General features: G+C 73.1%; 20 protein-coding genes and 1 riboswitch. Of the genes, 3 read left to right on the top strand and 17 right to left on the bottom strand.

The genetic code is table 11. From position 1 onward, the window contains the following. Positions 1–67: 67 nt before the first annotated feature. Positions 68–1,369, bottom strand: a complete 1,302-nt coding sequence (locus tag ACFIF2_RS14300) for a class I SAM-dependent methyltransferase (RefSeq protein WP_395572994.1) — start codon at positions 1,367–1,369, stop codon at positions 68–70. Positions 1,370–1,594: 225 nt separating this feature from the next. Further along, positions 1,595–3,010, bottom strand: coding sequence for an NAD(P)/FAD-dependent oxidoreductase (locus tag ACFIF2_RS14305; protein WP_395572995.1), 1,416 nt, complete (start codon positions 3,008–3,010; stop codon positions 1,595–1,597). A 517-nt stretch (positions 3,011–3,527) separates the two neighbouring features. On the opposite strand from ACFIF2_RS14305, the gene ACFIF2_RS14310 reads away from it, so the two are divergent. Further along, positions 3,528–4,751, top strand: coding sequence for a PP2C family protein-serine/threonine phosphatase (locus ACFIF2_RS14310; protein WP_395572996.1), 1,224 nt, complete (start codon positions 3,528–3,530; stop codon positions 4,749–4,751). A 73-nt stretch (positions 4,752–4,824) separates the two neighbouring features. Here the strand turns inward: ACFIF2_RS14310 and ACFIF2_RS14315 are convergent, their stop codons facing one another. The 12 genes from ACFIF2_RS14315 to ACFIF2_RS14370 form a co-directional block, all read right to left on the bottom strand. Beyond that, on the bottom strand, positions 4,825–5,778 hold the full coding sequence (locus ACFIF2_RS14315; RefSeq protein WP_395572997.1) for an exopolyphosphatase: 954 nt from the start codon (positions 5,776–5,778) through the stop codon (positions 4,825–4,827). Continuing rightward, positions 5,775–6,314, bottom strand: coding sequence for a DUF501 domain-containing protein (locus ACFIF2_RS14320; RefSeq protein ID WP_395572998.1), 540 nt, complete (start codon positions 6,312–6,314; stop codon positions 5,775–5,777). Before ACFIF2_RS14320 ends, ACFIF2_RS14315 begins: the two co-directional genes overlap by 4 nt. A gap of 49 nt (positions 6,315–6,363) precedes the next feature. Further along, positions 6,364–6,846: a septum formation initiator family protein gene (locus tag ACFIF2_RS14325; protein WP_395572999.1), complete on the bottom strand. Its 483-nt coding sequence runs from the start codon at positions 6,844–6,846 to the stop codon at positions 6,364–6,366. A 95-nt stretch (positions 6,847–6,941) separates the two neighbouring features. After that, positions 6,942–8,222, bottom strand: coding sequence for a phosphopyruvate hydratase (gene eno / locus ACFIF2_RS14330; RefSeq protein WP_395573000.1), 1,281 nt, complete (start codon positions 8,220–8,222; stop codon positions 6,942–6,944). Between the two features lie 291 nt (positions 8,223–8,513). Next, a complete protein-coding gene (locus ACFIF2_RS14335) occupies positions 8,514–9,257 on the bottom strand; it encodes a transglycosylase family protein (RefSeq protein WP_395573001.1) in 744 nt (247 codons plus the stop codon). A gap of 3 nt (positions 9,258–9,260) precedes the next feature. Then, a riboswitch (cyclic di-AMP (ydaO/yuaA leader) is annotated at positions 9,261–9,427 on the bottom strand. A 183-nt stretch (positions 9,428–9,610) separates the two neighbouring features. After that, positions 9,611–10,672 (bottom strand): transglycosylase family protein, encoded by a 1,062-nt coding sequence (locus tag ACFIF2_RS14340; RefSeq protein ID WP_395573002.1) that lies wholly within the window; start codon positions 10,670–10,672, stop codon positions 9,611–9,613. A gap of 144 nt (positions 10,673–10,816) precedes the next feature. Next, positions 10,817–12,142: a cytochrome P450 gene (locus tag ACFIF2_RS14345; protein ID WP_395573003.1), complete on the bottom strand. Its 1,326-nt coding sequence runs from the start codon at positions 12,140–12,142 to the stop codon at positions 10,817–10,819. Continuing rightward, entirely contained in the window at positions 12,139–13,113 is a 975-nt protein-coding gene (locus tag ACFIF2_RS14350; RefSeq protein WP_395573004.1) for a nucleoside triphosphate pyrophosphohydrolase, read from the bottom strand. The genes ACFIF2_RS14345 and ACFIF2_RS14350 overlap by 4 nt, the downstream gene beginning before the upstream one ends. Before the next feature lie 76 nt (positions 13,114–13,189). Continuing rightward, positions 13,190–13,837 carry a SurA N-terminal domain-containing protein gene (locus ACFIF2_RS14355; protein ID WP_395573005.1) on the bottom strand — a complete coding sequence of 216 codons (648 nt, stop codon included), beginning with the start codon at positions 13,835–13,837 and terminating at the stop codon, positions 13,190–13,192. A 145-nt stretch (positions 13,838–13,982) separates the two neighbouring features. Next, positions 13,983–15,473: a serine/threonine protein kinase PkaE gene (gene pkaE, locus ACFIF2_RS14360; protein WP_395573175.1), complete on the bottom strand. Its 1,491-nt coding sequence runs from the start codon at positions 15,471–15,473 to the stop codon at positions 13,983–13,985. A gap of 38 nt (positions 15,474–15,511) precedes the next feature. Continuing rightward, on the bottom strand, positions 15,512–16,201 hold the full coding sequence (locus ACFIF2_RS14365; RefSeq protein WP_395573006.1) for a hypothetical protein: 690 nt from the start codon (positions 16,199–16,201) through the stop codon (positions 15,512–15,514). A gap of 186 nt (positions 16,202–16,387) precedes the next feature. Continuing rightward, on the bottom strand, positions 16,388–18,559 hold the full coding sequence (locus ACFIF2_RS14370) for an N-6 DNA methylase (RefSeq protein ID WP_395573007.1): 2,172 nt from the start codon (positions 18,557–18,559) through the stop codon (positions 16,388–16,390). A gap of 188 nt (positions 18,560–18,747) precedes the next feature. Here ACFIF2_RS14370 and ACFIF2_RS14375 point away from each other — a divergent pair, with 188 nt between their 5' ends. Next, positions 18,748–19,248, top strand: coding sequence for a hypothetical protein (locus ACFIF2_RS14375; protein WP_395573008.1), 501 nt, complete (start codon positions 18,748–18,750; stop codon positions 19,246–19,248). Positions 19,249–19,291: 43 nt separating this feature from the next. Here ACFIF2_RS14375 and ACFIF2_RS14380 read toward each other — a convergent pair whose 3' ends face one another. Both ACFIF2_RS14380 and ACFIF2_RS14385 read right to left on the bottom strand, forming a co-directional pair. After that, positions 19,292–20,035: an N-acetyltransferase gene (locus ACFIF2_RS14380; RefSeq protein WP_395573009.1), complete on the bottom strand. Its 744-nt coding sequence runs from the start codon at positions 20,033–20,035 to the stop codon at positions 19,292–19,294. A gap of 163 nt (positions 20,036–20,198) precedes the next feature. Next, positions 20,199–21,026, bottom strand: a complete 828-nt coding sequence (locus tag ACFIF2_RS14385) for an HNH endonuclease family protein (RefSeq protein WP_395573010.1) — start codon at positions 21,024–21,026, stop codon at positions 20,199–20,201. Positions 21,027–21,161: 135 nt separating this feature from the next. On the opposite strand from ACFIF2_RS14385, the gene ACFIF2_RS14390 reads away from it, so the two are divergent. Further along, positions 21,162–21,362: an antitoxin gene (locus tag ACFIF2_RS14390; RefSeq protein ID WP_395573011.1), complete on the top strand. Its 201-nt coding sequence runs from the start codon at positions 21,162–21,164 to the stop codon at positions 21,360–21,362. Positions 21,363–21,464: 102 nt separating this feature from the next. Here the strand turns inward: ACFIF2_RS14390 and mfd are convergent, their stop codons facing one another. Continuing rightward, on the bottom strand, positions 21,465–24,998 hold the full coding sequence (mfd, locus tag ACFIF2_RS14395; protein WP_395573012.1) for a transcription-repair coupling factor: 3,534 nt from the start codon (positions 24,996–24,998) through the stop codon (positions 21,465–21,467). Positions 24,999–25,206: the final 208 nt, after the last annotated feature.

Consider the following 25,206-nt stretch of genomic DNA (forward strand, 5'->3'; position numbering starts at 1 on the left):
CGGCCGAGAGGGCCCCGTTCCCGGGTGGGAGCGGGGCCCTCTCGTGCGCGGGCGCTCGGCCCGGCGCTCAGTTCCAGGTGCGGGTGCGCAGCGGCAGCCCGGAGTCGCCGGACTCCGGGGTCTTCACCGCCAGGACCTGGTTGACGCCGATGCGGTTGCGTTCGAAGGAGAGCGCGGAGGCGGCCATGTACAGCAGCCAGACGCGGGCGCGGCCGGGGCCGGCGAGCCGGGTGGCCGCGTCCCAGCCGGACTCCAGGTTGGCGACCCAGCGGCGCAGGGTGAGCGCGTAGTGCTCGCGGATCGACTCCACGTCGCGCACCTCGAACCCGGCGCGCTCCAGCTGGGCGACGGTGGTGCCGAGCGGGGCCAGCTCACCGTCGGGGAAGACGTAGGCGTCGATGAACTCGTCCACGCTGTAGGCGGACTCGTCGCGCCGGGGGCGGCGGGCGATCTGGTGGTTCAGCAGCCGTCCGCCGGGCTTGAGGAGCCGGAAGAGGTCACCGGCGTACGCCAGGTAGCGTTCGGCGCCGACGTGCTCGGCCATGCCGATGGAGGAGATCGCGTCGTACGGCCCGTCGGCGACGTCCCGGTAGTCCTGCACCCGGATCTCCACCTTGTCCGTCAGCCCTTCGTCGGCGACGCGCTTGCGGGCGTAGGCGGCCTGCTCCTGGGAGAGGGTGACGCCGACGACGCTCACGCCGTGCTCGCGGGCCGCGTGGACGGCCATCGAGCCCCAGCCGCAGCCGATGTCGAGGAGGCGCTGTCCGGGGGTCAGGGCGAGCTTGCGGCTGACGAGTTCGAGCTTGTCGCGCTGGGCGTCCTCCAGCGTGCCGCCCTCGGCCTCGGGGGCCTGCCAGTAGGCGCAGGAGTACACCATGGAGGGGCCGAGGACGAGTTCGTAGAAGTCGTTGCCGACGTCGTAGTGGTGGCTGATGGCGCGTCGGTCGGTGCGCTTGGTGTGCAGGTGGCCGCGGGTGCGGCGGACCTCCTCCGGCGGCGGGGCGGGCGGCAGCGGCGGACCGGCGAGCCTCACCAGCCCCCGTACGGCGGCCCGGACCTCGGGGTCGCGCAGCGCCTCGGCCAGGCCCCGGGCATCCTCGCCGCGCTCCCAGACCAGGCCCGCCACCAGGCCGAGGGCGATGTAGAGGTCCCCGTCGACGTCGAGGTCGCCGGCCACCCACGCGCGGGCCAGGCCCAGTTCGCCGGGCTTGAAGAGCAGGCGGCGCAGGGCCCTGCGGTTGCGGACGACGAGGGTGGGGGCGCCCGGCGGACCCGCCTGCGAACCGTCCCAGGCGCGGATGCACACCGGGAGGGGGTTTCCCAGCAACTGTTCGAAGAGGTTCTGCAGCCGCAGCGCGGCATCAGCCATGGCGTACCTCCGTGACGAGCGATCCCGGAATGTCCGATACCACGTAAACACCCGGGAGCCCGCCGTACAGTCCCCGGCGCGCGTTACGACTGGGCAAAATGCCTGTACGCACCACGGGGTTCGTCGCCCGCCGGTGCCGGACCCGGGCGACGCGAAGGGGCCGCCCGCACCACGGATGGCGGACGGCCCCTTCGGGGAGCTGCTACTGCGGGAGGCGACCGGAGGTCAGGAGGCCTTGGCCTTCTGCTCGGTCTTCTCCGACTTCGGGGCGTCGCTCACGGGGGCGGCCTTCGGCACGGCGGCCGGCGCCGGCTTGGCGGCCTCGTAGAACTCCTCGCGCGGGGTCTCCATCGCGCCGAGGGAGACGACCTCGCGCTTGAGGAACATGCCGAGCGTCCAGTCCGCGAAGACCCGGATCTTGCGGTTCCAGGTCGGCATCGCGAGACCGTGGTAGCCGCGGTGCATGTACCAGGCGAGACGTCCCTTGAGCTTGATCTTCATCTTGCCCATGACGATCATCGCGACGCCCTTGTGCAGGCCGAGACCCGCCACCGCGCCCTTGTTGGCGTGGCTGTACTCCTTCTGCGGGAAGCCCCGCATGCCGGAGACCACGTTGTCGCCGAGGACCTTGGCCTGGCGCAGCGCGTGCTGGGCGTTCGGCGGGCACCAGGCGTTCTCGTTGCCCGCCTTGCGGCCGACGAGGTCCGGCACCTGGGCGTTGTCGCCCGCGGCCCAGATGTAGTCGGTGCCGGTGACCTGGAGGGTCGGCTGGCAGTCGACGTGGCCGCGCGGGCCCAGCGGGAGGCCGAAGCGGGACAGCGCCGGGTTCGGCTTGACGCCGGCCGTCCACACGATGGTGTGGGAGTCGACCTCCAGGCCGTTCTTCAGCACCACGTGGCCGTCGACGCAGGAGTCCATGGAGGTGGACAGGTAGACCTCGACGCCGCGACCCTCGAGGTGCTCCTTGCCGTACTGGCCGAGCTTGGGGCCGACCTCGGGGAGGATCTTGTCGGCGGCGTCCACGAGGATGAAGCGCATGTCCTCGCGGGAGACGTTCTTGTAGTACTTGGCCGCGTCCCGGGCCATGTCCTCGACCTCACCGATGGTCTCCGCGCCGGCGAAACCGCCGCCGATGAAGACGAAGGTGAGCGCCTTGCGGCGGATCTCCTCGTCGGTGGTGGAGTCGGCCTTGTCGAGCTGCTCCAGCACGTGGTTGCGCAGGCCGATGGACTCCTCGATGCCCTTCATGCCGATGCCCTGCTCGGCGAGGCCGGGGATCGGGAAGGTGCGGGAGACCGCGCCCATGGCGATGACGAGGTAGTCGAAGGGCAGCTCGTACGCCTCGCCCACCAGGGGGGAGATCGTGGCGACCTTGCGCTCCTGGTCGATGGTGGTGACCCGGCCGGTGAGGACCTCCGCCTTGGGAAGCACGCGTCGCAGGGGGACGACGACGTGCCGCGGGGAGATGTTGCCGGCGGCGGCTTCGGGGAGGAAGGGCTGGTAGGTCATGTACGACCGCGGGTCGACGACGGTGACGGTCGCCTCGCCGTAACGCATCTTCTTCTGGATGCGTCGAGCTGCGTACAGGCCTACGTACCCACCGCCTACTACGAGGATCCTGGGACGCTCCGTGGTGCTCATGCCATCGAGTATCCACCCGCCCCAGGGGGGTGGTTCGTGCGCCCCTTCACAAGCTTCCACAGGGGTCGTGTTACACTCCTCCGCCCACGTGACCGAGATCATGGCCGACACGCGGAACCGGGGCGGGACACGCCACGTTGTCAATGCCGCTTGAGCTGCTCGTCCGGGCCCGCGCACCCCCTCGGCCGGCATCCCGGCGGGTCCGTCCCGGCCCTTCTTCCACCGCCCTCCTGAACGTGTTCAAACGGCAGTTGAGCCCTCAAAAGGGTCAACGGGCAACCGTTCGTCGCCCATCACGGCCCAATTCCTTGTGAAGAACTTCACGAACTTTCTCGCGACAGGGCCCCGCCAGGCGTTTTACCGCTCCCCGTGGGCCGCTCATCCGCTTCCCGGCCCGCTCACCCGACACCCCCGGCGACCACCTTCCCGCCGTCGGCACGGAGCCGTCACCGCGTTCCCGCCCGCCCCGCTCATTACGTTGGTCGGGCCGCACTGGCTGCGCTCGGAGAGAGGTGGCATGAGCCCGCACCGCCGTACGACGGGGCTGCAGTCCCACGTTCCGGAACCCGAGGCCGGCCTCCCGCTGACGCACTGGGCGCGCTGGACGCCGCCGGCGCTCACGGGACTGGCCCTCGCCGTCGACCTGCCCACCCCGGGCGCGCTGAGCGGTGACGTGCTGCTGGCCCTCAGCGCCATGACGGCCGCCTGCCTCTACGCGCTGCCCCTGGTGGTGGTGATGGCGGTCCTGAACAGCGCCGCCGGCCTGCTGCTCCTGCTGGCCTCGCACCTGGAGTCCGACGGCGGACACGCGGTGGTCGACTTCTTCGCCCTGCTCGTCCTGGCGTGGGCCTCCGTACCGCTGTGCCTGCTGCGCCTGTCCCTGTACCGGCGGCTGCAGGGTGCCCGGCGGGCCGCGGAGTACGCGCAGCGCGCCGTGCTGCCGCCGGTGCGGGCCTGGCTGGGCCGCACCTGGATCGCGGTGCGCTACGAGGCCGCCTCGCACGCGGCGGCCGTGGGCGGCGACCTCTACGCCGCCGAGCCGACCGCGTACGGGGTGCGCCTGCTCATCGGCGACGTCCGCGGCAAGGGTCCCGACGCGATCCCGGCCGTGGCGGCGCTGGTCGGCAGCTTCCGCGAGGCGGCGCACCACACCGAGACCCTGCCGCTGCTCGCCCGGCACCTCGACGAGGCGGTCACCCGGCACATCGCCGACCTGGCCGCCGTGCGCGCCGGGAGCGGCGAGGGCGGCGGGGGCGCCGGGGGCGACTCCTCGGGCGAGCAGTTCATCACCGCGGCCGTCGCCGAGCTGCCGCCGGGCGCCGGTGAGGTGCGCCTGGTGAGCCGGGGCCACTGCCCCGCGTTCCTGGCCACCGGGGAGGGCGTACGCCCGTGGGAGCCGGCCGACCCGGGGCTGCCGCTCGGCCTCGGCGACCTGGATCCCGGGCCCTGGGAGTACGAGGCACGCCCCTTCGTCCCCGGTGACCTGCTGCTGATGTGCACGGACGGGCTGCTGGAGGCCCGCGACGCCGACGGCGCCTTCTTCTCCCCGGAGGAGGGGCTGCGGGCGTGCTGGCGGCAGGGTCCGCCGACCGTGGTGGAGACCCTCGCCGAGCTGGTGCACCGGCACGCCGGCGGCGTCCTCGCCGACGACCTGGCGCTGATCGCCGTCACCGTGTCCCCGACGGGCCCGCCCCCGCCGCCCGGCACCACGACCGGGGACGAGGGCGACGGGGGCCGGTGAGTCACCCGTCCCCTGCCGGTGCCGCGCGAGCGCGCCGCCGGCCATAAGGCGGCCATACGGCGGCCGAGGCCCTCTACCGCGCCTCGGTCGCCGTGTGGATGGCGATCCCGTCGAGGATGTCGTGCTCGCTGACCACGACCTCCGCCGCGCCCGTCCGCTCCATGATCGCGAGCAGGACGAGCGCCCCCGCGCCGATCACGTCGACGCGGCCCGGGTGCATGGAGGGGACGGCCGCGCGCTCGGCGTGGGTGGAGCCGAGCAGCCAGTCGCTGATCTCCCGGACCCGCTCGCGGGACACCCGGGAGTGGTGGATGGCGGCCGAGTCGTACGCGGGCAGCTCCTGCGCGATCGCGGACACCGTCGTCACGGAACCGGCCAGGCCCACCAGCGTGCGCGCCTCGCGCAGCGGCACCGTCTCCTCGGCGAGGTCCAGGGCGGCCTCGATGTCGGCCCGCATCGCCGCGACCTGCGCCCGGCCGGGCGGGTCGCTCACCACGCCGTCGCGCACCAGGTGCCGCTCGGTCATCCGCACGCAGCCCACGTCCACGGAGCGGGCGGCCCGCACGTGGTCGTCGCCGACGACGAACTCCGTCGAGCCGCCGCCGATGTCGACGACCAGGTAGGGCCGCTCGAGGTGGTCGCGGCCGGCCAGTTCCTTGGTGGCGCCGGTGAAGGAGAACTCCGCCTCCTGGTCGCCCGAGATCACCTCCGGCTCCACTCCGAGGATGTCCCGCACCCCGCGCACGAAGTCGTCCCGGTTCTCCGCGTCCCGGGAGGCGGAGGTCGCCACGAAGCGCAGCCGCTCGGCGCCGTGTTCCCTGATCACCTCGGCGTACTCGCGGCAGGCGGCGAAGGTCCGCTCCAGCGCCTCGGGCGCCAGCCGCCCGGTGCGGTCGACGCCCTGGCCGAGGCGCACGATGGTCATGCGCCGGTCGAGTTCGGCCGGCTCACCGGTGGCCGGGTCCACGTCGGCGACGAGCAGCCGGATGGAGTTCGTACCGCAGTCGACGGCGGCGACCCGGGTCACTGGGCGTCCTCCCCGCAGATCTCGCCGGGCGTCACGCACGGCCCCTTGCGCCACCACTCGGGCAGCATCGCGATCGCCTCGTCGCCCAGCGGGTTGACGCCGGGGCCGGCCGCCAGCGAGTGGGCGACCAGCACGTGCAGGCACTTCACCCGGTCCGGCATGCCGCCCGCGCTCGGGAAGCCGGTCAGCTCCTCGATCTCGTCGCGGCGCCGGACGTAGTCCTCGTGCGCGCCGCGGTAGGCGGCGGCCAGCTCCGGGTCGGCGGCCAGGCGCTCGGTCATCTCCTTCATCACGCCGTTCGCCTCCAGCGTGCCGATGGCGGAGGCCGCCTTGGGGCACGTCAGGTAGTACAGCGTGGGGAAGGGCGTGCCGTCGGGCAGCCGCGGTGCCGTCTCCACGACGTCCGGCTGCCCGCAGGGGCAGCGGTGCGCGATGGCGCGCAGGCCGCGCGGAGGCCGGCCGAGCTGCTGCTTGAAGGCCGCCACGTCCGCGTCGGTGGGCTCGGTGCGCGGGGTGGTCGGCGGGGGAGTCTGCATGACTGTCTTCTGCTGGTCTTCCTGTTGAGTCACTGCCGGGGCGGTCGGTTCACGGCCGGCGGGCGGCGGCGTCGGCCTTGTCGACGCCGTCCCAGACGTTCCGGTACCAGGGGCGGTCGGCGCCGCCGGCCTCGGCGCGGGCCTGCTCGGCCGCGCCCGGGTCGACGACCACGAACCCGGTCTCCCCCGGCATCACGTAGTGCAGCCGCCGCCGGATCTGCTGCTCGGCGTAGGCGTCGTCCTGCCAGCGTGCCTTGAAGTCGCGCAGGACCTCGACCCGCTCCCGGGTCTCGCGCTGCTCCCGCTGGAGATCGGCGATCTCGGCGCGCTGGGCGACGTACTGCCGTATCGGGTAGGCGAGCGCCACCACGAGGGAGCAGAGCACCATCGCGAGCAGCGCGGCCCGGCCGGTCAGCCGGGAGCGGCGGGCCTGGCGCTTGGTCTGCGAGCGGTAGACCCGGGCCGCGGTCTGCTCGCCGATGATCCGGATCCTGGTCGCGGTGGAGAAACGGTCCCGGTCCTTCACGGCCATCTGGTCTCCGCCTCCCGTGCACACGCGTACGTCCCCGCACACGGTACGGGACCGGGTACGGGGACGTACGTACGACGCTGCCTACGGCTTCGGGCTCAGCCCTTGAAGCGCGGGAACGCGCTGCGGCCGGCGTACACCGCGGCGTCGTCGAGGATCTCCTCGATGCGCAGCAGCTGGTTGTACTTGGCGACGCGCTCGGAGCGGGCCGGGGCGCCGGTCTTGATCTGGCCGCAGTTGGTGGCGACGGCCAGGTCGGCGATGGTGACGTCCTCGGTCTCGCCGGAGCGGTGGGACATCATGCACTTGAAGCCGTTGCGCTGGGCCAGCTCGACGGCGTCCAGGGTCTCGGTGAGCGAGCCGATCTGGTTGACCTTGACCAGCAGGGCGTTGGCGGCGCCCTCCTCGATGCCGCGGGCCAGGCGCTCCGGGTTGGTGACGAACAGGTCGTCGCCGACGATCTGGACCTTGTCGCCGAGCTTGCCGGTGAGGACCTTCCAGCCCTCCCAGTCGTCCTCGAACAGCGGGTCCTCGATGGAGACCAGCGGGTACGCCTCGACCAGCTCGGCGTAGTACTCGGTCATCTCGGCGGCCGTGCGCTCCTTGCCCTCGAAGGTGTAGGAGCCGTCCTTGTAGAACTCGGACGCGGCGACGTCGAGCGCGAGGGCGATCTGCTCGCCGGGGGTGTAGCCGGCTTCCTTGATCGCCTCGAGGATGAGGTCGAGGGCCTCGCGGTTGGAGCCGAGGTTCGGGGCGAAGCCGCCCTCGTCGCCGAGGCCGGTGGCCAGGCCCTTGTTCTTCAGGACCTTCTTCAGCGTGTGGTAGACCTCGGCGCCCCAGCGCAGGGCCTCGGAGAAGGACTCCGCGCCGATCGGGGCGATCATGAACTCCTGGATGTCCACGTTGGAGTCGGCGTGCGAGCCGCCGTTCAGGATGTTCATCATCGGCACCGGCAGCAGGTGCGCGTTGGGGCCGCCCAGGTAGCGGAAGAGCGGCAGGTCGCTGGCCTCGGAGGCGGCGTGGGCGACGGCGAGCGAGACGCCGAGGATGGCGTTGGCGCCGAGCGAGCCCTTGTTGTCGGTGGCGTCCAGGTCGAACATGGCCTGGTCGATCAGGCGCTGCTCGGTGGCGTCGTAGCCGACCAGCTCGGGGCCGATCTGCTCGATGACGGCGAGGACGGCCTTCTCGACGCCCTTGCCGAGGTAGCGGTTGGTGTCGCCGTCACGGAGTTCGATGGCCTCGAAGGCACCGGTGGAGGCACCGGACGGAACGGCGGCACGACCCGTGCTGCCGTCGTCGAGGCCGACCTCGACCTCGACCGTGGGGTTGCCTCGGGAGTCCAGGATTTCCCGGGCTACGACGACGTCGATGGACGGCACGAGCATCTCCTTCTTCAATGTGACGCTTCGGTGTGACGCGCGGGTCCGCTGGACCGCGGCGGCTCTGCGGGACCGAGCCTAACCGGCTCCGGGCGATCGGCCAGCCGATCGCCCACCCGATGGACAGAACCGAGAGTAAATTGTTTCCGAACGAAACAAAGACGTTCCCGGAAACCCGTGGAAACCCGTACGCGATCAAGTGCGCGGTCGGGCGCCGGGCGAGGGCACGAAAAACCCGCCCCGGTGCGTACGGGGGAACACGCACCGGGGCGGGAGTCGCGAGGCCGCCGCTTACTTGAGGTGCAGCTGCTGGCCCGGGAAGATCAGGTCGGCCTCGTCGACGATGTCGTCGTTCAGGTCGAACAGCTTGGCCCAGCCGCCCTTGACGTCGTGCTCCTCGGCGATCGAGCTGAGGGTGTCGCCCTTGACGACCTTGTACTCGCCGTCGCCCTTCTCGACCTTCTGGCCGGTCGGGGTGGTGACGGTCTCCTTCTTGGCGGCCGGGCGCTCGTCGGAGCGGGAGGCCTTCTGCTCGGCGGAGCGGTCGGCGGTGGAGCCGCTGCTCTGGCTCTGCGAGCCGGAGGAGCTGTCGGAGCCGGAGCTGTCGGAGCTCTGCGAGGAACCGCTGTCCTGGCTCTCGGTGGAGCCACCGCCGGTGTACGCGGCGTTCGACAGGCCGGTGCCGCAGACCGGCCAGGCACCCTTGCCCTGGCCCGCGAGCACCTTCTCGGCGATCTCGATCTGCTGCGCCTTGCTGGCCTGGTCGGCGGTCGCGGCGTACTGCGTGCCGCCGTAGCCGGCCCAGGTGGAGGCGGAGAACTGCAGACCGCCGTAGTAGCCGTTGCCGGTGTTGATGGACCAGTTGCCGCCGGACTCGCACTGGGCGACGGCGTCCCACTCGGAGGCGGTGGCGGCGGAGGCGTTGCCGGCCGCCATCAGCGGGGCGGCGACGGCGGCACCGGTGACGCCGGCGACGGCGATGACACGGGTGGCCTTGGACGGGCGGCGGTGCTTGCCCTTGCCGGAAAACAGCATGGTTGATCCCCTCACCGACGCCTGCGAGGTGAGCTGTCGGGTTCGGGCCGGTTGAGTTGCCCGGCCGGGTTCCTCGCGGAACTCGGCTCCACCCCTAGCCGCTCCGGCTCAACTGCCCGGTGCGGCACTTACCTTGGGTCCCCCGCTCCTGCCTTCGGCGCTTGACGCGACGACTGTTCCCGGACGGCCGCTGGCAGGATTCGGCGTTGCGGCAGCCGGGGCCCGCGATGGCGAGCGGTCACGACCGTAGACACGCGCGCCGCGGATTTTCAAAGACGATCACGGCTTCTGAGACCTATATCTCACGTGATCCAAAACGGACATACAGTCTCGAACCGTGACGTGAACTCCCCCTACTTTTCGCCCGATTCGCCCGTGACCGTGAGCGTCTGACCGGGCAGGATGTGGTCGGGGTCGACACCGACGACGTCCTTGTTGCCCGCGTACAGCGACCGCCACCCGCCGTCGACCTCAAGGGAGTCGGCGATGCCCCACAGGCTGTCGCCGGAGCGGACGGTGTAGGCGCCGTCGACGGCCTCCCGCGCCCCGCCCTCGTCACGCGAGGCGTGCCGCCCCGACGACTCCGCCGTACGGCCGTCCACCGGGCCCTCGTCGGCGCTGCCGCCGCGATGCTTGCCCGCGCCGGACTCGCCGGTGCCGGTGAGGGACGAAGAACCGTCACTCTGCCCCGCCTTGTCCGATTCATCGCCCTTGGTGACGGGCGCGGACGAACCGGCGGACTCCTCGCGGCCGGCGCCGGCCGCGGGGTCGGACGTGTCGGATGTATCGGGCGTGTCGGACGTGGCCCCTTCGTTCTGACCGGCCGACGAGGAGGCGGAGGACGAGGGGGAGGACGACGCCCCGGCGGTCGGCTCCGCCGCCCCGGACGACCGGCCCGACCGGTCCGGCTCACCCGAGTCGGCGGAGCCGCCCGAGCCGGCCGACCCGGACGCCGTCGGGGCCGGGGTCGCGGAGGCGTCGTCCGCCTCCTCCGACGCACCGTCACCCGTCGAACCCGTACCGCCGCCCACGACCGACGCGTCGTTGCCCAGCCCCGCGAGCAGACCGCAGGTCGGCCAGGCGGCGATGCCCTGGTCGGCGTGCAGCTTCTCGGCGATTCTTATCTGCTGGGAGCGACTGGCCTGGTCGGCGCTCGACGCGTACTGGAGGCCGCCGTACCGCTCCCAGACCTCCTGCGTCAGCTGCAGCCCGCCGTAGTACCCGTTGCCGCTGTTCTGGCTCCAGGCACCGCCGGTCTCGCACTCGGCGACCCGGTCCCAGTTCGCCCCGTCGGCCGCGTGGGCGCCGGTGGCGCCGAGGAGGGGGATCGCGATGGCGGAGCCGGTCACTCCGGCGGCGACGACCAGGGCGGGTGCCTGGCGGGGGCGGCGGTGACGACCGTTCCCGGAGAGCATGCGACGACCTTTCACGAGACGACGGGGATCGGGTGGCGCCGAAACTCAGGCCACGCCGATGATCCGTGAACGTATAGGCAGATGATCGCTTGTCACAAGTTCATGCCGCGCAGATCACGTGAAGATCACAGAGTTGAGCGCGTGTCACTTTTGCGTCGGCGGCGCGCCGCTGTCCGCCGGGGACGGGGCGGGGGTGAACGACACGGGCAGGGTGCGCAGACCGCGCATGATGAGTCCGCCGCGCCAGCGCAGTTCGGCCGGGTCCGCGGCGAGGCGCAGGTCCGGGAGGCGGGTCAGGAGCGTGGCGAGCGCGGTCTGCCCCTCCAGCCGGGCGAGCGGGGCGCCGAGGCAGTAGTGGATGCCGTGGCCGTACCCGAGGTGCTGGCTGTCCCGGCGGGCGAGGTCCAGGGTGTCGGGGTCCGTGAACCGCTCCGGGTCGCGGTCGGCGGCCGCGAGGACGACGAGGACGGGGTCGCCGGCCGCGATCTCCTGCCCGCCGATGGTCAGCGGGCGGGTCGCGAAGCGCCAGGTGGCCATCTCCACCGGGCCGTCGTAGCGCAGCAGTTCCTCGACGCCCGTCTCCAGCAGGGCGCGCTCGCCCGCGGCGAGGGACGTCTCCAGGCCGGCCCGCTGCTCGGGGTGGGTGAGCAGGGCGTACGTGCCGTTGCCGATGAGGTTGACCGTGGTCTCGAAACCGGCGAAGAGCAGGATGAAGGCCATGGCCGCGGCCTCGTTCTCGGTGAGGTGCTCACCGTGGTCCGAGGCGCGGATCAGGCCCGACAGGAGGTCCTCGCCCGGGCCGGGCTCCGGCGGCAGCGCGGCCCGCTTGCGGTGGATGAGGTCGGCGAGGTAGCCCCGCATCTTCTTCACCGACCGCGCGACCCCGCCCCGCGGTCCGCCGCCGTGCCGGATCATCATGCCCGCCCAGTCCCGGAAGTCGTCCTGGTCCTCCCGGGGGACGCCGAGCAGGTCGCAGATGGCGTAGATGGGCAGCGGGAAGGCGAACTCGTGGATCAGGTCGGCGGAGCCGGCGCCCGCGAACCGGTCGATGAGGTCGTCGGCCAGCTCCTGCACCCGGGGGGCGAACTCGGCGACCCGGCGGGGCGTGAACGCCTTGCTGACCAGCCGCCGCAGCCGGGTGTGGTCCGGCGGGTCGATGTTCAGCAGGTGGGTCATCAGCTCGGCCTTCCGCTCCCCCGGAATGCCGGTCTTGCCCTTGGCGTGCGCGGGCTCGTCGTGGTGCGCCGGGTTCTTGGACAGCCCCGGCTCGGCGAGGGCCTGCCGGGCGTCCGCGTACCGGGTGACCAGCCAGGCCTCGACTCCGCTGGGCAGCCGCGTGCGGTGCACGGGCGCGTGCTCGCGCAGCCAGGCGTAGGCGGGGTAGGGGTCGCTCGCGAACTCCCAGGTGAACAGCTCGGGTGCGGTGCCCTGGCCGGAGCGGCCACCGGAGCCGGACGGGTGCTCGCTCACCCCTCGACCTCCCTGATCGCGTCCCGGTACGTCCGGGCCGCCGCTCTCAGGGCCGCCTCCGGGTCCGTGCCCTCGGACTCGGCGCGTACGGCGAGGGCGAGGAGTTCGTAGCCGACGCCCTCGCCGGCGGGCAGCGGGACCGGGAGGCCGGCGGTGCGGACCCGGGAGGCGAGCTTGGCGGCGAGGGCGAGGCCGGGCTGGCCGAGGGGGACGCCCTCGGTGACCGAGGTGCGCTGCTTCTCGACGGCCTTGGTACGCAGCCAGTGCTCGCGGACCTCTTCGGGGGTGGTCGCCGTCTCCTCGCCGAAGACGTGCGGGTGGCGGTGGATCAGCTTGTCGACGATGGTGCCGGCCACGTCGTCGACCGAGAACGGCGCCTCGGGGTCCTCCTCGGCGATCCGGGCGTGGAAGACGACCTGGAGGAGTACGTCGCCCAGCTCCTCGCGCAGTTCGTCGCGGTCGCCGTCCTCGATCGCCTCGACGAGTTCGTACGCCTCCTCGATGGCGTACTTGGCCAGGCCCTCGTGGGTGCGCTGCGAGGACCACGGGCATTCGGCGCGGATGCGGTCCATGACCTGGACGAGGTCGAGCAGACGGGCGCCGGGGAGGTCGTAGGAGGCGGGGAGCAGTTCCAGGTCCGGCATGGGGACCCGGCCCGACCCGGCGAGGCGGGCCAGTCCGTCGGTGAGGGCGGGTTCGCCCTCACCGGTCGCCACGACCACCACCGTGTGCCCGCCGGCGCAGACGGCGACCAGTTCCTCCGCGGTCGGGGCCGTCTCGTCGACCCGTATGCCCGCCTCGCGCAGGTACGGCAACTGCGGGTGCGCGCCGTCGGCGCACAGCACCCGGTCGGCGGTGCGCAGGGCCTGCCAGGCGGGCCAGGACAGCAGGCCGGGCGCGACGCGGTGGCTGGTGGTGAGCAGGACGACGCGGCCGGGGTCGGGGGCGGTGTCGGCGGTGGTTGCGTTCACGATCAGAACGTAACGCACCCGGCGGACGGCCCCGTGAGTTGTCCACAGGGGGCGGCGGAGCGCCCCCGCAGGACCGTTACGCCGTCTGCTGCGTCCGCGCGGCCGTGATCTCCCGCAGCCACGGCACCTTGGTGTCGACGCGGCTGCTCTTCTGGACGTCCCAGGCGCCGTAGCGCGGGTTCAGGTCGACGTCGAGCTTCTCGGATGCCTTGGACAGGGCCTGCCAGAACTCGGGCCGGCCGGTGTCGGTGCCGAGGCTCTCGGCGAGCTTCTGGGCCTCCAGCTGGACACGGAGGTTGTCGTCGAGGCGCTCGGGCGGGACGCCGTACTGCTGCAGCCAGACGGTCTCCAGCTCCTCGGCGCCGCCGGCCTGCTCCTCCAGGCCGCCGCGCATCTCCTGCACCTCCCTGCGGGTGACGGTCACGTCCGCGTCCTGGGCGGCGCGGTGCAGGACCCGGTCGAGGACCATGCCGTGCAGGGTGTCGCGGGTGAGGGTGCCGGTGCGGGCGACGACCTGCTCGTACTGGGCGTCGTCGGGGACGGCGGCCCGCTGTGCCTCGCGCACCTCGTCGACGCGGGTCTCCAGCTGGGCGACGGTGATCCGCTGGTCGCCGACGACGGCCGCCGCGCCCGGATGCGCGTCGTTGCCGCAGGCGGTGAGCAGGGGCGCCGCGGCGGCGAGCGCCGTGGTGAACAGGAGCGCGGTGCGACGGCGGCGGTGCAAGGAAACCTCCCGAGGAGATTGTGCGACGGTGCACAAAGTCTTGCGATGATCGATGGTAGGCAGTGGCCCGGCTCTGGCCAACCCATTCGACCAACGATTCACCGGGACTTCGGGCACCGCCGCGCCCCGGCCGGGGTGGTGGTCGTCAGCCGCGCACCTGGCCGAGCCACTGGAGGGTGCGGCGGATCTCGGCGGCGAGGGGGTGGCCGGGGCCGTGCAGGCGCTCCACGTCGTGCAGCAGCCGGGCCAGCGTCTCGTGGGCGGCGGCGCGGTCGCCGAGGGCGAGCAGCAGGTGGCCGATGCGGCGGCGGACGTCGTGGGCGAGATCGGGGTCGCCGGCGACGTACTGGTTCTCGTAGTACGGCAGCAGCGCGCGGTACTCGGCGAGGGCGGCGGCCGGCTCGCCGAGCTGTTCCAGGCACTGGGCGGCGTCGTAGCGGTGGCGCAGGGACTGCGGGTCGGCCTGGCCGGCCTCGGCGGCGCGCTCGTCGGCGAGGCGGCGCAGCTCGGGCAGGGCGCGCCGGTACTGGCCGTCGTCCATGAGGGTGGCCGCGTACTGCTTGCGCAGGGTGCGTACGACCGGGGAGCGTTCGCCGTGCTGTTCGGCGGCGGCGGGCAGGATCGCGCCGAGGATGTCGACGGCCTGGGTGATGCGGCCCTCGCCGAGGAGGCGCTTGACGTCGTCGACGGCGCGGGCGACGTCCGGTTTCTCGGCCTCGGCGACGGGCGGGACGGGGGCGGGCTGGGGCGCCGGGGTGCGGGCGCGGTCGGGCCAGGGGGCGTGCGGGCGCACGAAGGGGCGGGTGGGGTCGAGGGGGCCACCGGTGGGCATGCCGCGCGCGGGCAGCAGCAGCGCCAGGTGCTCGTAGACCTCCTGGGCGGAGGCGGGGCGGTGCTGGGGGTCCTTGGCGAGCAGGCGCAGGACGAGGGCTTCGAGGGCTTCGGGGACCTCGGGGCGCAGCCGGCGCACGGGCAGCGGCGGCTCGTACAGGTGCCGGTGGAGGACGCCGAGCGCGGTCGAGCCCGCGAAGGGGACGTCTCCGCTGAGCAGTTCGTGCAGGAGGACGCCGAGGGCGTACAGGTCGGTGTAGGGGCCGACGGCGCCGCCCATGGCCTGCTCGGGGGCCATGTAGGCGGGTGAGCCGATGGGGGTGCCGGTGTGGGTGAGGCGGGTGGTGTCGGCGTCCATGACGGAGGCGACACCGAGGTCGAGGACGGTGACGGTGCCGTCCTGCCGCACCATCACGTTGCGCGGCTTGAGGTCGCGGTGGACGATCGGCACGGCGTGCACGGCGCTCAGTACGGCGCACAGCTGGGCGGCCACGGCGACCGCCCACTGCCACGGGTACGGGTCGTGCTCGGCGAGGTGGTCGGAGAGGTCGGCGCCGTCGACGTACTGCATGACGAGGAACAGCTCCTCGCCCTCGCTGCCCGCGTCGTGCACCGTGACGAGGCCGGGGTGGTCGACCTGGGCGGTCACCCGGCACTCGCGCACGAAGCGGCGGCGCAGTTCGTCGGCCTCCTGGCCGGCCACCTTGTCGGGGCGCAGCAGCTTCACCGCCACGCGCCGGTCGAGCCGCCGGTCGTAGGCCGTCCAGACCTGGCCCATGCCGCCCTGCCCGATGAGGGTGGACAGCTCGTACCGCCCGGCGACGACGCGTCCCGCCGCCACGGTCACCGCCCGTCCTGGTGGGTGCCGGTGCCGTTGCCGCCGCCGCTGCCGCCGCCGTCGTGCTTGCGGAGGTAGTCGCTCAGCTCGTCGAGTTCGGCGCGGACCTGGTCGATGCGGGCGGGGTGCGGGGTCTGCGGGTGCGGGGTCTGCGGGTGCGGGGTCTGCGCGTACGGGGGCGGGGTGGCGGGGGCCTGCGGATGCGCGGGCGGTGCGGCCGGGGTCTGCGGGAGCGTGACCTGGTACGGCGGTGCCGGGGTCTGCGGAGGCACCGGGGCGTAGGGGTAGGCGGGGTGCGGGTGTCCGTAGCCGGGGGCTGGGGCTCCGGGCAGCGGGTGGCCGGCGTGGCGCGGGGGCTGGTGGTGCCGGATGTCCGCGTACAGGAAGTACCCGGCGCAGGCGCACGCGTTGAGCAGCAGGATGATCATGCCCGCGGTGCCGTTGGGGGTGCTGAAGTCGTCGGTGTGGTCGGTGAGGAGGAGGCTGAAGCTGATCACGAGGACGGCGGCCGACACGGCGAAGGCCCACCAGTCGCGCGGCCTGCGGGTCACGATGGCCGCGTACAGGGTGGAGATCCAGGCGAGGAAGCCAAGGCTCAGCAGGGGCAGGGCCACGAAGAACACGCGCAGCAGGACCAGCACCGCGGTCCTGGGGCGGCGCGGCGGCGGTGGCGGCACATGGCCCAGGCCCTGCATGACTTCTCCCGGCAACCTGATCAGACGGATGTACACCGGACGGACCAGTGTGGGGTCGAGCGTATAGGCCGACACGGACAAGCGGCCCCGGGTTGTACCGAACCGTTGTCGTGCCGGTCGCCTCCCGTGTCCGGCCCGCCCTCCGGACCTCCCTCCGGGCCGTCGGTCGAACCGTCGGTCGAACCGTCAGTCGGGGTCCACCGAGCCGTCCGTGAGTCCGTCGTACATGCCGCGTACGAGCTGTTCGCCGAGGCGGCCGGCGAGCCTGAGGGCACGCTCGAACTCGTCGAGGGCGCGGAAGCGGGCTCCGTAGCGGTGCTGGGCGTCGAGCGGCAGCCGGGGGAGCTGGAGTCGGCGGACGTCGAGGCGGGTGGCGGTGGACGCGTAGCTGCTGGCCTGGCGGTTGTTGGCGGTGCCGCGCAGGAACCCGGCGAGGAACCAGGGGTCGAGCGCGGCGGGTTCGGGGCGCAGCAGCACGAGGTTGCGCCCCAGGGCGGCGCCGGCGGAGGCGTCGTCGATGACGCGCGCGACGGAGCCGCCGCCGAGGACCGGGACGACGACGTCGCCGGTTTCGGTCAGGACGGGATCCTCGTCGCTCTCCGGGAGGGTGCCGGAGGGGGCGGTGCCGGTGAGGACGTCGTGGTCGGTGAGCACGGGCACGCGCGCGTGGCCGCCGTTGGTGCCGGTGCGCAGCATCAGGGCGCCGCCGCGGGCGAGTTCGCCGACGGTGGTGAGCGGCCAGCGGGGCGCCGGCCGCGCGGCGTCGGCGGCCGCGGGGGTGAGGTCGGCGGTCAGCCGGAGGGTGGCGGCGAGGCGCTCGCGCACGTCCGTGAGCCGTCCGGCGCCGTCGGTGGCCGCGGGGGGCGGCAGGTGGCGGGCGGGGGCGAGGTCGACGTCGTCGTCGAGGAGTTCGATGACGGGCAGGGAACGGGCCAGGCCCGGCCGGTCGTCGAGGCGGCCGGCCCGGTCGAAGTCCCGCCAGGCGTCGAGTACGGCCTCCCGCACGGCCCGCCAGTCCGGCCCGCCGCGCCCCTCCCCGGCGAACCGCCCCACGTCGGCGAGGAGCACCTCGGGCTGCGCGGGCGCCCGCTCGGGCCGGCGCAGCACCCACAGGTGGAGCGGGATGTTGTACGGCGGTGCCGCGCCGACCGGCAGGGCGACCACGGCCCGCAGCGCGCCCCGGCGCAGCAGGTCGGCACGGATGCGGCGGCCGGAGCGGCGGGAGGCGGCGGCGGGCGGCATGAGGAGGACGGCGGTGCCGCCGTCGCGCAGGCGGGCGAGGGCGTGCTGCACCCAGGCCAGCTCGGACTCGGTGCGGGCGGGGAAGCCGTACTCCCAGCGGGCGTCGTAGGCGAGTTCGTCGTGCCCCCAGTTGCGTTCGTTGAACGGCGGGTGGCACAGGACGGCGTCCGCGCGCAGCTCGGGGAAGGCGTCGGCGCGCAGGGTGTCGCCGGCGGCGGCGCGGACGCCGGCCCGGGTGTGCAGGGCGAGGCGGAGTCCGGCGAGCGCGGCGAGGTCGGGGGCGCCGTCCTGGGCGTGGAGGCGCTGGCCGTCCTGTCCGGGGCGGGGGGCGGGGCCGTCCGGGGCGGCGGCGCGCAGGAGGGCGCCGGTGCCGCAGGCGGGGTCGAGGACGGTGCGGGCGGGGCCGGCGAGGTCCGCCATGAGGGCGGCGAGGTCCGCGGGGGTGAGCGTGTACTGGCGGGGGTTGGCGTCGAGGTGCCGGCCGAGGAGGAACTCGAAGGTCTGCCGGGCGCCGAGTTGGGCGGCGAGTTCGGCGGTGCCGCGCAGGAGGGGGGTGGAGGGGAGCAGGGCGGGCCCGGTGGGGGCGGGGAGGGCCCGCGTGGGGAGGGGTGGGGTGTGAACGGTCTGTGAGGCGTTCACATCCGTTGGCGGCTTCACAGGCCGGTCCGTGTGAACGGGCCCTTCGCCGCTCCCCCCGCGACCGCGGCGCCTTCCGGGCGCCGTCCCGAACCGCGGCGTCAACACCTGCTCCAGCGCCTCGGGGAGCATCGCGGCGAGCCGCTCGTCGGATCCGGCGCTCGCCTCCAGCCAGAGGGTGGGGCGGTCGTGGATCAGCAGGAGGACGCAGCCGGCGTGCGTGAGCGCGGTGACCGGTCCCTCGGGGTGGCCGACGAGCTGCTGCCAGACCCGCTCCCGCAGGGGGACCTCGGCGAGTTTGCCGCGCTCGCGCAGCCAGCCCTCGATCTCGGTGAGGGCGAAGGAGGGGCTGGTCTCGGTGCCGCCGACCGGCTTGGGGAAGTCGGCGTGGCGGCGGCGCCAGTTGCTCACGGCCGCCCGGCCGACACCGGCGAGCCGCGCGATCCCGGCGGCGGTCACTTCTGTCGCGTTGTCCTGCACCGGCGGCCCCCTTGTCGTTTCCGTGAGCCGAGCATACCGACGCAGGCATGCTCACCTCGATTCACGAGCGTGTACACGTACCAAACCGTGAACATGGTTGACTCGGTTCACAAGCTCTGGTCTTATTGACCTCGCGAACGAGCAACCACCGGAAGGCGGCGGTTGCCGCATGGGGAGGGGACACCACCATGGGTATGAAGACCAAGGTCGCGCTGGGCGCCGTCGTCGGACTCGTCGTCATCGGCGCGGTGTCGGCGAACTCCGGGGACGGAAGCGGCGACGGCAAGAGCGACAGCCGGACCTCCGTCGGCTCGGGCGAGCAGGCCGGCGGCGCGAAGGCGGACGGCAAGGGCGGCACGGACGGCAAGGGCGACGCGAAGCCCGCCGAGGACAAGGCCGTGGAGAAGGCCTCCCAGGCCGACCAGTTCAAGGCGTTCGTGAAGAAGAACGGCACGGCGGCCGAGCAGGACGCGGTCTCCCACGTCACCAAGGTGCAGGGCGCCGAGGAGCAGAACGACATCCTCGACGCGGCCGACGTCTACACCGACTTCACCGGCGGCATCATGGGCGAGGGCACGGGCCCCGCCAACCTCATCGCCTCCGCGTTCGCCGACTGGAAGCAGAGCGAGAACGGCCTCGTCACCGTCTACGACGCCGAGGGCGAGCTGCTCGGCAACGGCGAGTTCTGACGCGGCGGGCGCCGACGCCGACGCCCCGCGCCCGAACCGTGGGTCACAGGGCGTGCCGCATCCACACGTTGGGTTCGACGTACACCGCGTACCCGCGCTCCGGTTCACAGCGCACCGGCACCAGCGCCCCGGGGACCTCGACGTCCCCGGCGGTGTCGAAGGGCAGACCCGTCCAGCGCCGCCACTCGTCCAGCGAGCCGGAGACGGTCATGGAGGCCGGGGCCACGGAGTCGAGGGTGGCGCCGGCCCGGGCGTGGACGCGCAGCCACGGGTCGTGGGGCAGACCGTCGGGGCGCAGCCGGCGGGCGTACTCCTCGATGGGGGCGTGCGGTTCGAGGTGCTTGGCGTTGGGGCGGACGGGGGCGACGACCTCGCGGAAGCCGCGGGCGCGGGCGTTGTCGCGCATGGCGGCGAGCATGCGGCCGGACAGTCCGCGCCCCTGGGCGTGCGGGGCGACGGTGACGGAGACGGCGCTCACGGTGTCGGGTTCGACGCCGCGGCGCAGGTCGCCGAAGGCCCAGACGAGCACCTCGCTCCAGCCGCGCGCGGGCAGGGTGCCGCGTTCCTCGGTGTGCAGGGCGAACGGCACGCTGTGGCCGTGGGCGACGACCTCGCCGTACTCGTCCTCGGCGAACTGCACGTACTCGGGCAGCTCGACGGCGATGCGCGGGTAGTGGGCGTTGCCCGAGAGGTCCTCGACGGCGAACGCGGGCCAGCTGTCGGCCATGCCGCGGACCCGGTCCAGCATCTCCGGGCGCTCGGCGAGGCTCGCCACCTTCAGTTCCATGGGATCACCGTAGGCAGGCGGGCCGACGGCCGGGAAGCGGATTTCCGCGGGCGCTCCCCCGGGGCCGTCCGCACCGGTGGCCACCCGCCTCCGCTTCAGCCGTCGCGCGACCCGGCTACAGCCGCCGCCCGAGACTCCGCTTCAGCCGTCGCGCACCTCGGCGTCAGCCGTCGCACTGCCGCAGCATCGCCTGCCGGTCCGGGCCGGTCACCGACAGGTCGTACTTGACGGCGACCTGGGCGAAGCGGACGGCGTACGCGCAGCGGACCGACTTCCGCGGCGGCAGCCAGGAGGCAGGTCCGGAGTCGCGCTTGGCGGAGTTGGCGCGGCCCTGGACGGGGATCAGGTTCAGCGGGTCGTTGGCCAGTTGCCGGCGCTTGCTCTCCGGCCAGCGCGAGGAGCCCATCTGCCAGCTGTACGAGAGCGGCACGACGTGGTCGATCTGGACCTCGCTCGCATCCTGCTTGCGCCACTCGATGGTGGTGCCGGTGTACGGGTCGTCCAGCGTCATCGCGATGACCACGCAGTCCGAGCCGGAGCGGAAGCGCAGGCCCTGCCCGTCGCGTTTCAGCAGGTCGTTCCGCGTGTCGCAGCCGTTGCGGGCGAGCGGCACGCCGTCGGCCGAGTCCATCCAGGCGTAGCCGAACTCGTCGCGGTCGTACCCGGTCCTGGGGCCGCGCCCCTTGGTCGTGAGGCCGCCGATGAGGTCGCGGGCCGTCGCCTCGGGGGTGTCGCCCGTGACCGGGGCGAGGCCGGGCCGGGTCCCGTCCGGGTTGCTCAGCGGGCTGACCGCCTTGCCCGCCGCCGGTGCCTCGGCGCCGCCGCCCGGGGAGGAGGCCGAGGAGGCCCCGCCGCCGTCCAGGCCCTCGCATCCGGTGACCAGTGCGAGAGCGAGGGCCGCGCCCGCGGCCGCCCGCCCGGTACGTCCGGTACGGATCCCCCGTCCGGTACGGATCCCCCGTCCGGTACGGATCCTGCTGTGCCGCGTCATGCGTGCCCCTCCCCTTGCCGTGCGCCGGTATCACCGTAGCGACGGAGAGGTCCAGACCATATAGGGCTTTAGTGGGCATGCGGGACATATCTGCCGTACCGTCGAGGGTGAGTCACGTCTCGGAAGGAGTTCTGCATGGGCTTCCTCGACAAGATGAAGAGCATGGCGGGCAAGGACAAGGACAGGTCACGGAAGATGTCCGACGCCGCCGAACGCCAGGTCAACCAGAGGACCGGCGGCAAGTACGAGAAGCAGGTCGATTCCGCCCAGCAGCAGGCCGAGGGCAAGCTCGGCTTCGGGCGCGAGCGGGGCGGCGACCAGCCGGGCCGGCAGTAGCTCGCTTCCGTTTCTCGGACGGACGAAGCCGTCCACGGGCAGGTCCCGTGGACGGCTTCCCCGTGGGCTCCCGGGGGGCCACCCGATGACGGCCCGACCGCGCTACGACCCCAGGATCGACGTCAGGAACTCCCCGACCCAGCCGAGCAGTTCCCGCCCGACCAGCGGCTTGCCGCCGACCTTCGCGGTCTTCGGGCGCGGTACGAGGATCTGGTGGGCGCCCGCCTTGATGACGCTGCCGGGGTAGAGCCGCTTGAGCCGCAGCTCCTGGGACTCGCGCAACTCCACCGGCGCGAAGCGGATGTTGTTGCCCTGGAGCACGATGTCGCCGACGGCGCACGCCCGCGCGAGCATCCGCAGGCCCGCCACCAGCAGCAGGTTCTCCACCGGCTCGGGCAGCTTGCCGTAGCGGTCGACGAGTTCCTCGCGTACGGCCTTGATGTCCTCCTCGCTGTTGGCGGAGGCGATGGACCGGTACGCCTGGAGGCGCAGCCGCTCGCCGGGGGCGTAGTCGTGCGGGACGTGCGCGTCGACGGGCAGCTCGATCTTGACCTCGAGCGGCGGCTCCTCCTCCACGCCGCCCTCCAGCGAGGCCCGGTAGTCGGCGACCGCCTCGCCGACCATCCGCACGTACAGGTCGAAGCCGACGCCCGCGATGTGGCCGGACTGCTCGCCGCCCAGCAGGTTGCCGGCGCCGCGGATCTCCAGGTCCTTCATCGCCACGTACATGCCCGCGCCCATCTCGGTGTGCTGGGCGATGGTGGCGAGGCGCTCGTGGGCGGTCTCGGTGAGCGGCTTCTCCGGCGGGTAGAGGAAGTACGCGTAACCGCGGTCCCGGCCCCGGCCGACCCGGCCGCGCAGCTGGTGGAGCTGGCTGAGGCCGAAGTTGTCGCCGCGCTCGACGATGAGGGTGTTGGCGTTGGAGATGTCGATGCCGGACTCGACGATGGTCGTGGAGACCAGCACGTCGAACTTCTTCTCCCAGAAGTCGACGACGACCTGCTCCAGCGCCTGCTCGGACATCTGGCCGTGGGCGGTGGCGATGCGCGCCTCGGGGACGATCTCGCGGAGCTTGGCCGCGGCGCGGTCGATGGACTCGACGCGGTTGTGGATGTAGAAGACCTGGCCCTCGCGCAGCAGCTCGCGGCGGATCGCGGCGCCGATCTGCTTCTGCTCGTACGGGCCGACGAAGGTCAGCACCGGGTGGCGCTCCTCCGGCGGGGTGGTGATCGTGGACATCTCGCGGATGCCGGTGACCGCCATCTCCAGGGTGCGCGGGATGGGGGTGGCGGACATGGTCAGGACGTCGACGTTGGCGCGGAGCTTCTTCAGCTGCTCCTTGTGCTCGACGCCGAAGCGCTGCTCCTCGTCGACGATGACCAGGCCCAGGTCCTTGAACTTGGTCTCGGAGGAGAACAGGCGGTGGGTGCCGATGACGATGTCCACCGAGCCCTCGCGCAGACCCTCCAGGGTGGCCTTGGACTCGGTGTCGCTCTGGAAGCGGGAGAGCGCCTTCACGCTCACCGGGAACTGGGCGTAGCGCTCGCTGAACGTCCCGAAGTGCTGCTGCACCAGGAGCGTGGTGGGGACGAGGACGGCGACCTGCTTGCCGTCCTGGACGGCCTTGAAGGCGGCGCGGACCGCGATCTCCGTCTTGCCGTAGCCGACGTCACCGCAGATCAGGCGGTCCATGGGGACCGTCTTCTCCATGTCCTCCTTGACCTCGGCGATGGTGGTGAGCTGGTCCGGGGTCTCCGCGTAGGGGAAGGCGTCCTCCAGCTCGCGCTGCCAGGGGGTGTCCGCGCCGAACGCGTGACCGGGCGCCGCCATCCGCGCGCTGTAGAGCTTGATCAGGTCGGCGGCGATCTCCTTGACCGCCTTCTTCGCGCGGGCCTTGGTCTTGGTCCAGTCCGCGCCGCCGAGGCGGTGCAGGGTGGGGGCCTCGCCGCCGACGTACTTGGTGATCTGCTCCAGCTGGTCGGTGGGGATGTAGAGCCGGTCGCCGGGCTGGCCGCGCTTGGCGGGGGCGTACTCGACGACCAGGTACTCGCGGGTGGCGCCCTGCACGGTGCGCTGGACCATCTCGATGTAGCGGCCCACGCCGTGCTGCTCGTGGACGATGTAGTCGCCCGCCTCCAGGGTGAGCGGGTCGATGGTCTTGCGGCGCCGGGCGGGCATCCGGGCGCCCTCGCGGCCGGCGGCCTTCTGCCCGGTCAGGTCGGTCTCGGTGAGCACGGCGAGCCTCAGCGCCGGGTCGACGAAGCCGTGGTCGATCGAGCCGCAGGACACGTGCACGACGGAGGGGCTGAGGGTGTCCAGGTCGTTGTCGAGGCGGGCGGCGATGCCCTCGCCGCCGAGGACCTCTACGGTGCGGGCGGCCGGGCCGTGGCCCTCGGTGAGGTAGACCGCGCGCCAGCCGTCGGCGAGCCAGCCCTTGGTGTCGGCCAGCGCCTTGGCGGTGTCGCCGCGGTAGGTCTCCGGGGCGTGCATGCCGAGCTTGACGGTGTCGGCGTCGTCCAGCGCGTCGTCGGCGGCGAACGGCGACACCGACCACCACATCATGTCCAGCTCGCGGGCCCGTTCCCGGACGTCGGCGATGGACCACAGGGAGGCCGCGTCGACGTCGATGGGCGCCTCGCCCCCGCCCGCGGTGGCCGCCCAGGACGCCTGGAGGAACTCCTGCGACGTGGCGACCAGGTCGGCGGCGCGCGTGCGCACCCGCTCCGGGTCGCAGACCAGGGCCATCGCGCCCTTGGGGAGCACGTCGAGGAGCAGTTCCATGTCGTCGACGAGGACGGGCGCCAGGGACTCCATGCCCTCCACCGCGATGCCCTCGGCGATCTTGCCGAGCAGTTCGCCCAGCTCGGGGTGGTCCTCGGCGAGGACCCGGGCGCGCTCGCGTACGTCGTCGGTGAGCAGCAGCTCGCGGCAGGGCGGGGCCCACAGGCCGTGCTCGGCGACCTCCAGGGAACGCTGGTCGGCGACCTTGAAGTAGCGGATCTCCTCGACGTCGTCGCCCCAGAACTCGACGCGGAGGGGATGCTCCTCCGTCGGCGGGAAGACGTCCAGGATGCCGCCGCGCACGGCGAACTCGCCGCGCTTCTCGACCAGCTCCACGCGCGCGTACGCGGCGGCCGCGAGGGCCTCGACGATCTCGTTCAGGTCGGCGCTCTGCCCGGAGCGCAGGGCGACCGGCTCCAGGTCGCCGAGTCCCTTGACCTGCGGCTGGAGCACGGAGCGCACGGGCGCGACGACGACGGAGACCGGGCCGGTCTCGGGGTCGTCGGGGCGGGGGTGGGCCAGGCGGCGCAGCACGGCCAGGCGGCGGCCGACGGTGTCGCTGCGGGGGCTGAGCCGCTCGTGCGGGAGCGTCTCCCAGGAGGGGTACTCGACCACGCCCTCGGGGGGCAGCAGAGAGCGCAGGGCCGCGGCGAGGTCCTCCGCCTCGCGTCCCGTCGCGGTCACGGCCAGCACGGGGCGGCCGGTCTCGCGGGCCAGCGCGGCGACCGAGAAGGCGCGGGCAGCGGGCGGGCCGACCAGGTCGACGTGCATGCGGTTGCCGTCTGCGGCCGCGGAGATCGCTTCCGCGAGGGCGGTGTCCTTGACGACGGCGTCGAGCAGACCGTGCAGGCTCATGGAGGGGGCGCTTCCGTCCTGGGTGCGAGTGCTGGGGTGGACAACACGAGTAACCCGGCGGTGTGAGGGCCGGGGGTGTCCAGCGTACGACGCCGCGCTCGCCCGCGCGGGGGGCTGTGGACGACGCCGGGTGTGTGGTGGCCCTCGCCGCGGTGGCCGTACCAGGGGGCTCCGCCCCCTGGACCCCCGGGCCTATGCCCACCCACCA

Source organism: Streptomyces sp. BK79 (assembly GCF_044142145.1).
Taxonomy (GTDB): Bacteria; Actinomycetota; Actinomycetes; order Streptomycetales; family Streptomycetaceae; genus Streptomyces.

Coding starts and splice junctions, on each gene's coding strand:
- ACFIF2_RS14300 (WP_395572994.1), bottom strand. CDS start 1,369: ATGGCTGATGCCGCGCTGCGGCTGCAGAACCTCTTCGAACAGTTGCTG.
- ACFIF2_RS14305 (WP_395572995.1), bottom strand. CDS start 3,010: ATGAGCACCACGGAGCGTCCCAGGATCCTCGTAGTAGGCGGTGGGTAC.
- ACFIF2_RS14310 (WP_395572996.1), top strand. CDS start 3,528: ATGAGCCCGCACCGCCGTACGACGGGGCTGCAGTCCCACGTTCCGGAA.
- ACFIF2_RS14320 (WP_395572998.1), bottom strand. CDS start 6,314: ATGCAGACTCCCCCGCCGACCACCCCGCGCACCGAGCCCACCGACGCG.
- ACFIF2_RS14325 (WP_395572999.1), bottom strand. CDS start 6,846: ATGGCCGTGAAGGACCGGGACCGTTTCTCCACCGCGACCAGGATCCGG.
- ACFIF2_RS14335 (WP_395573001.1), bottom strand. CDS start 9,257: ATGCTGTTTTCCGGCAAGGGCAAGCACCGCCGCCCGTCCAAGGCCACC.
- ACFIF2_RS14340 (WP_395573002.1), bottom strand. CDS start 10,672: ATGCTCTCCGGGAACGGTCGTCACCGCCGCCCCCGCCAGGCACCCGCC.
- ACFIF2_RS14365 (WP_395573006.1), bottom strand. CDS start 16,201: ATGCAGGGCCTGGGCCATGTGCCGCCACCGCCGCCGCGCCGCCCCAGG.
- ACFIF2_RS14375 (WP_395573008.1), top strand. CDS start 18,748: ATGGGTATGAAGACCAAGGTCGCGCTGGGCGCCGTCGTCGGACTCGTC.
- ACFIF2_RS14380 (WP_395573009.1), bottom strand. CDS start 20,035: ATGGAACTGAAGGTGGCGAGCCTCGCCGAGCGCCCGGAGATGCTGGAC.
- ACFIF2_RS14385 (WP_395573010.1), bottom strand. CDS start 21,026: ATGACGCGGCACAGCAGGATCCGTACCGGACGGGGGATCCGTACCGGA.
- ACFIF2_RS14390 (WP_395573011.1), top strand. CDS start 21,162: ATGGGCTTCCTCGACAAGATGAAGAGCATGGCGGGCAAGGACAAGGAC.
- mfd (WP_395573012.1), bottom strand. CDS start 24,998: ATGAGCCTGCACGGTCTGCTCGACGCCGTCGTCAAGGACACCGCCCTC.